The sequence below is a fragment of the Mesorhizobium sp. M7A.F.Ca.CA.001.08.2.1 genome, assembly GCF_003998455.1.
Classification (GTDB): domain Bacteria; phylum Pseudomonadota; class Alphaproteobacteria; order Rhizobiales; family Rhizobiaceae; genus Mesorhizobium; species Mesorhizobium ciceri.
In genome coordinates this window covers 1-5621 of sequence record NZ_RZPW01000406.1, presented here as the reverse complement: position 1 = coordinate 5621, position 5621 = coordinate 1, and the positions used below count along the sequence as shown (strand labels likewise).

Below are 5621 nucleotides of genomic sequence, written 5' to 3'. Positions count from 1 at the left end.
CTCAATCGCGGCGGCTTCACCCGCCATGCCGAACTGGCGGTGCTTGGCGCCCTGCGGCAAGGCGTGCCGGTCGCGCTGGTCATAGCCGATCTCGATCATTTCAAGAGCGTCAACGACAGCTTCGGCCATGCGTCCGGCGACCGGGTGATCGAGACTTTTGCAGGCTTCCTGCGTGAAGCCGCCGCCGCGCATCACGTTGCCGGCCGCATTGGCGGCGAGGAGTTCGCCATCATCCTGCCGGGAACCAACCTTGCCGCGGCGCGGCTGTTCGCCGAGGGAACGCGCAGCGCCTTCGGCGCGCTGCCCATAGACGGACTGCCGGCTGACAACCGCTGCACTGCGAGCTTCGGCGTCGCCGAACTCCATGCGAGCGAAGACTTTGCCGATCTGATGCGGCGGGCCGACCAGGCGCTCTATCAGGCGAAGAATGCCGGGCGCGATTGCGTGCGCGTCTCCGTCGGGCCTGCCGGCAACTGGTCGTCAGCCGGAACGGAAGCTAGCGGCAGGGGCTGAGTTCGGGCATCTCGCCGTCGGAGAGGCCGTACATATAGGAGCGGCCCTTCACCAGCACCGGCGGCCGGTAGCAATCGCTATAACCGCCGATTTCGTCGGCTTCGTTCTCGTAGATCACCTTGGGCTGGCCGGCGCTGGTGTAGTCGGAGAGCTGCTTGGCCAGCCTGCCTTGGCCGACGATGATGCGCTTGTAGCCGGCGGCGCTGTCGACGACGAGGTTGCCGAAGGAATCGGCGTAGACGCGATCCTGATGCCGTGCGCCGGCAAGCGCTGGCGCTGCAAGGCCGGCGACCGAGGCTGCCACGACGAGCGCCGCAAGGCGCGATTTGCCCGAATTCGAACGCATGGCGTCCTCCGTGTCTTGAGGGAAAGCCTCCTCGAATCAGAAATTAACGGTTTCTTAACCTTTGTTAAGAGGCCGGCGCGTTTGGCGGCGATGTCTCGGTGAACATGGTTAATATCCGTTAATATCCGACTGGATGGAAAACCCGGTGGCCATCATTCGGCCATGCTTGGCCGCACCATCGCGGCGGCGTCCGCCTTGGCGTCGGGACGATATTGATCTGGACAAAGCATCGTGGCCGCTTGCCGCGCGGGAGGACAGCATATGGCGCTACGCCGGCCGATTTGGGTGTCCGTTTTCCCGTTGCTCGGTGTCGTCGCTGCCTGTGTGCCGCAAGACAGCGCGCCGAAGGCAGCCAATACCGTCGTCGTCTCACCTGCGCCGGCCCAGCAGTCCGTCGCAGCCGCGGTGCCTCCGGCAGCTGCAACCAAGATCATCACCGACCTTACCGCGCCGCGACCAGGCACAGGCACGGCCACCTATAGATGCGGCAACAACGGTATGATTTCCATCCAAAATCTAGGCACGTCGTTGCGTGTGGTCGGGTCCGACGGCGCGACCGAGGAGTTTGCGGCGTCGCCTGCCAACCAGAGCAGCCGCTACCAGGCGGCCACGCATGACGCAATCGTGATCGACGGGCGCGAGGCGCTGGTGATGAAGAAGGGATCGACGCCGCAGACCTGCAAACGCTGACGCCAGTCTCACCACCGCTGGGCCCTGGGGCCAGATATGTTGCACTGCAGCGATATCGAGCCGGCTTCAGGCCTTCCCGGCCTAATCGATTGAAGCCAAAGCCCGCCTTTTAGTCAGACTAAATTACGTTTTCGAAACGGTTTTCTGGCTTTGACGCGGTGCAAAAAGAGCATTAGAAACCGGCTGTCCGAAGTCGCAACCGGAAGCGGCAATGCCGCATTTCCACCTGAGGCTCCAGAGAGACGCCGAACTGGGGGAGCCATGAGCAAATCACCAGCCACCCGCGAATTTGCCAGACGTGAACGGCCGATTTCGCCGCACCTCACCGTGTACCGGCCGCCGATCACCATGACGATGTCGATCATTCACCGCATCACCGGCGGCGCGCTGTATTTCGGCACGCTGCTGGTCGCCCTGTGGCTGATGGCGGCGGCAAGCTCGCAGGCGACCTTCGATTGGGCCAATTGGGCCTTCGGCACCTGGCTCGGCCGGATCATCCTGTTCGGCTACACCTGGGCGCTGATGCATCATATGCTGGGCGGCGTACGGCACCTCATCTGGGACACGGGCGCGGGCCTGGAAAAGCATACCGCCTCGAAGATCGCCTGGGCGACGCTGGCCGGCTCGATCCTGCTCACGCTGCTGATCTGGATCGCCGGCACCATGGCGCGGGGAGCTTGATCATGAGCGGCAAAAACACCGACATGCGCACGCCGCTGGCGAGGGTCCGCGGCCTCGGCTCCGCCCGCGAGGGCACCGGGCATTTCTGGCGCCAGCGCCTGACCGCGATCGCCAACATCCCGCTGATCCTGTTCTTCGTCGGTTTCCTGATCGCGCTCAACGGCGCCGACCACGAGCATGTGCGGGCAGCCCTTGCCAACCCGTTCGTGGCGCTGGTGATGGCCCTGGTGCTCATCTCCGGTCTCACCCATATGCGGATCGGCATGCAGGTGATCATCGAGGATTACGTGCATGGCGAAGGCATGAAGCTGGCGCTGATCGCGCTCAATACATTTTTCACCATAGCGGTCGGCGTCGCCTCGATCTTCGCCCTGCTCAAGCTGGCATTCGGAGGCTGAGTTGGCCAAGGACGCGAAACAAGCCAACACGGCAGGCTATACCTTTGTCGACCACAAGTTCGACGTGGTGGTCGTTGGCGCCGGCGGCGCCGGGCTGCGCGCCACGCTCGGCATGGCCGAACAGGGGCTGCGCACCGCCTGCATCAGCAAGGTGTTCCCGACCCGCTCGCACACGGTGGCGGCGCAAGGCGGCATTGCCGCCTCGCTGTCCAACATGGGTCCCGATTCCTGGCAGTGGCACATGTACGACACCGTCAAGGGCTCGGACTGGCTGGGCGATGTCGACGCCATGGAATATCTGGTGCGCGAGGCGCCGGCCGCGGTCTACGAGCTCGAACATTACGGCGTGCCGTTTTCGCGCACCGAAGAGGGCAAGATCTACCAGCGGCCGTTCGGCGGCCACATGATGAACTATGGCGAAGGCCCCCCGGTGCAGCGCACCTGTGCCGCCGCCGACCGCACCGGGCATGCCATCCTGCACACGCTTTACGGCCAGTCGCTGAAGAACAATGCGCAGTTCTTCATCGAGTATTTCGCGCTCGACCTGATCATGGAGCCGGACGGCACCTGCACCGGTGTCGTCGCCTGGAACCTGGATGACGGCACCATCCACCGCTTCTCGGCCAAGATGGTGGTGCTGGCGACCGGCGGCTATGGCCGCGCCTATTTCTCGGCCACCTCGGCGCACACCTGCACCGGCGACGGCGGCGGCATGGCCGCGCGTGCCGGCTTTCCGCTGCAGGACATGGAGTTCGTGCAATTCCACCCGACCGGCATCTATGGCGCCGGCTGCCTGATCACCGAGGGTGCGCGCGGCGAGGGCGGCTATCTCGTCAATTCCGAGGGCGAGCGCTTCATGGAGCGCTATGCGCCGTCAGCCAAGGACCTTGCCTCGCGCGACGTCGTCTCGCGCTGCATGACGCTGGAGATCCGTGAGGGCCGCGGCGTCGGCAAGAACAAGGACCACATCTTCCTGCATCTCGACCATCTCGATCCCGCCGTCCTGCATGAGCGGCTGCCGGGGATTTCGGAATCGGCCAAGATCTTTGCCGGTGTCGACCTGACCAAGGAGCCGATCCCGGTGCTGCCCACGGTCCACTACAATATGGGCGGCGTGCCGACCAATTACTGGGGCGAGGTGCTCAATCCGACGGCGCTCAATCCAGACCAGGTGTCGCCCGGATTGATGGCTGTCGGCGAAGCCGGCTGCGCCTCCGTGCACGGCGCCAACAGGCTCGGTTCGAATTCGCTGATCGATCTTGTGGTGTTCGGTCGCGCGGCGGCGATCCGCGCCGGCCAGGTCATCGACCGCAAGTCGGCGATCCCTTCGCCCAACGAAGCCTCGGTCGAAAAGATCATGGACCGCTTCGACCGGCTGCGTTACGCCAACGGCTCGACACCGACGGCGGTGCTGCGTGAAAAGATGCAGAAGGCGATGCAGGAAGACGCGGCCGTATTCCGCACGCAGGAGTCGCTCGAAAATGGCTGTAAGCGCATTTCGCAGATCTGGGGCGAGTTGAAGGACATCAAAGTGTCCGACCGCTCGATGATCTGGAACTCCGATCTGGTCGAAACGCTGGAGCTGGAAAACCTGATGGCCAATGCCATCACCACGGTCTACAGCGCCGAGGCGCGCAAGGAGAGCCGTGGCGCGCACGCACGCGAGGACTTTTCGGCGCGCGACGACGCGGTCTGGCGCAAGCATACGCTGGCCAGGCTGAGCGAAGACGGCAAGGTGGCACTCTCCTACCGGCCGGTGCACACCGAGCCGCAGCTGGCTGAAAAGGACGGCGGCATCAGCCTCGCCAAGATCGCGCCCAAGGCCAGAGTGTATTGAGGATCGAACATGGTTGAACTCACGCTCCCCAAGAATTCGCAGATCAAGCCGGGCAAGACCTGGCCGAAGCCGGAGGGCGCCACCAATCTGCGGGAATACCGCATCTATCGCTGGTCGCCGGACGACGACGAGAACCCGCGCATCGACACCTATTTCGTCGACATGGACGACTGCGGGCCGATGGTGCTCGACGCGCTGCTGTGGATCAAGAACAAGATCGACCCGACGCTGACCTTGCGGCGTTCCTGCCGCGAAGGCATTTGCGGCTCCTGCGCCATGAACATCGACGGTTCCAACACGCTCGCCTGCACCAAGGGCTGCGACGACATTTCCGGCGCGGTAAAAGTCTACCCGCTGCCGCACATGCAGGTGGTCAAGGATCTGGTGCCCGACCTCACCAATTTCTACGCCCAGCACGCGTCGATCCAGCCCTGGCTGAAGACGGTGTCGCCGGAGCCGGCCAAGGAGTGGCTGCAAAGCCATGAGGATCGCGAGAAGCTCGACGGGCTCTATGAATGCATATTGTGCGCCTGCTGCTCGACCTCGTGCCCGAGCTATTGGTGGAACGGCGACCGCTATCTCGGCCCGGCAACGCTTCTGCAGGCCTATCGCTGGCTGATCGATAGCCGCGACGAGGCCACCGGCGAGCGGCTCGACAATCTCGAAGACCCGTTCCGGCTCTATCGCTGCCACACCATCATGAACTGCGCGCAGACCTGCCCCAAAGGCCTCAACCCGGCCAAGGCGATCGCGGAGATCAAGAAGATGATGGTGGAGAGAAAGGTTTAGGCGGTTGGTTGCCGGCGAGAGTAATCCAATGAGCGATGACCTTCCCATCCTTTCCCCTGTGGAAGCTCGCATTCTCGGCTGCCTGATCGAGAAGAAGGAGCTGACGCCGGATGTCTATCCGCTGACGCTCAACGCGGCACTGGCCGCCGCCAACCAGAAGACGGCGCGCGAGCCGGTGATGGCGCTGGAGCAGAGCGAGGTGCACCGGGGGCTGAAGCTGCTCGAACAAAAGGGGCTGGTGCGGCAGATGTTCGGTTCGCGTGTCGAGCGCTACGAGCACCAGATGGCGCAGCGCTTCTCGCTGACCACACCGCAGACCGCCTTGATCGGCTTGCTGTTGCTGCGCGGGCCGCAGACGGCCCATGAA

At 63.9% G+C, this 5621-nt stretch carries 8 protein-coding genes; 7 read left to right on the top strand and 1 reads right to left on the bottom strand.

The window, feature by feature from the left end; all coding sequences use genetic code 11:
* Positions 1–513 (top strand): GGDEF domain-containing protein (locus EN914_RS22075; protein ID WP_164778843.1); only part of this gene is annotated, 513 nt, incomplete at its 5' end.
* On the opposite strand, the gene EN914_RS22070 is transcribed toward EN914_RS22075, so the two are convergent.
* The gene (locus EN914_RS22070) at positions 497–859 is read right to left on the bottom strand and encodes a hypothetical protein (protein WP_024504989.1); all 363 of its coding nucleotides are present in this window, start codon (positions 857–859) and stop codon (positions 497–499) included. The two genes, EN914_RS22075 and EN914_RS22070, sit on opposite strands and share 17 nt — an antisense overlap.
* Before the next feature lie 261 nt (positions 860–1120).
* Between EN914_RS22070 and EN914_RS22065 the strand changes: the two genes are divergently transcribed.
* The 6 genes from EN914_RS22065 to EN914_RS22040 all read left to right on the top strand — a co-directional run.
* Complete coding sequence (locus EN914_RS22065; RefSeq protein ID WP_024504990.1) at positions 1121–1549, top strand: hypothetical protein; 429 nt, start codon at positions 1121–1123, stop codon at positions 1547–1549.
* A gap of 261 nt (positions 1550–1810) precedes the next feature.
* Complete coding sequence (gene sdhC, locus EN914_RS22060; protein ID WP_013528874.1) at positions 1811–2230, top strand: succinate dehydrogenase, cytochrome b556 subunit; 420 nt, start codon at positions 1811–1813, stop codon at positions 2228–2230.
* 2 nt (positions 2231–2232) lie between these two features.
* Complete coding sequence (sdhD, locus tag EN914_RS22055) at positions 2233–2628, top strand: succinate dehydrogenase, hydrophobic membrane anchor protein (protein ID WP_013528875.1); 396 nt, start codon at positions 2233–2235, stop codon at positions 2626–2628.
* A 1-nt stretch (position 2629) separates the two neighbouring features.
* Positions 2630–4465, top strand: a complete 1836-nt coding sequence (gene sdhA / locus EN914_RS22050; RefSeq protein ID WP_024504991.1) for a succinate dehydrogenase flavoprotein subunit — start codon at positions 2630–2632, stop codon at positions 4463–4465.
* A 9-nt stretch (positions 4466–4474) separates the two neighbouring features.
* Positions 4475–5254, top strand: coding sequence for a succinate dehydrogenase iron-sulfur subunit (locus EN914_RS22045; protein WP_024504992.1), 780 nt, complete (start codon positions 4475–4477; stop codon positions 5252–5254).
* A gap of 28 nt (positions 5255–5282) precedes the next feature.
* Positions 5283–5621: DUF480 domain-containing protein (locus tag EN914_RS22040; protein WP_164778842.1), on the top strand; the 339-nt coding region annotated here is incomplete at its 3' end.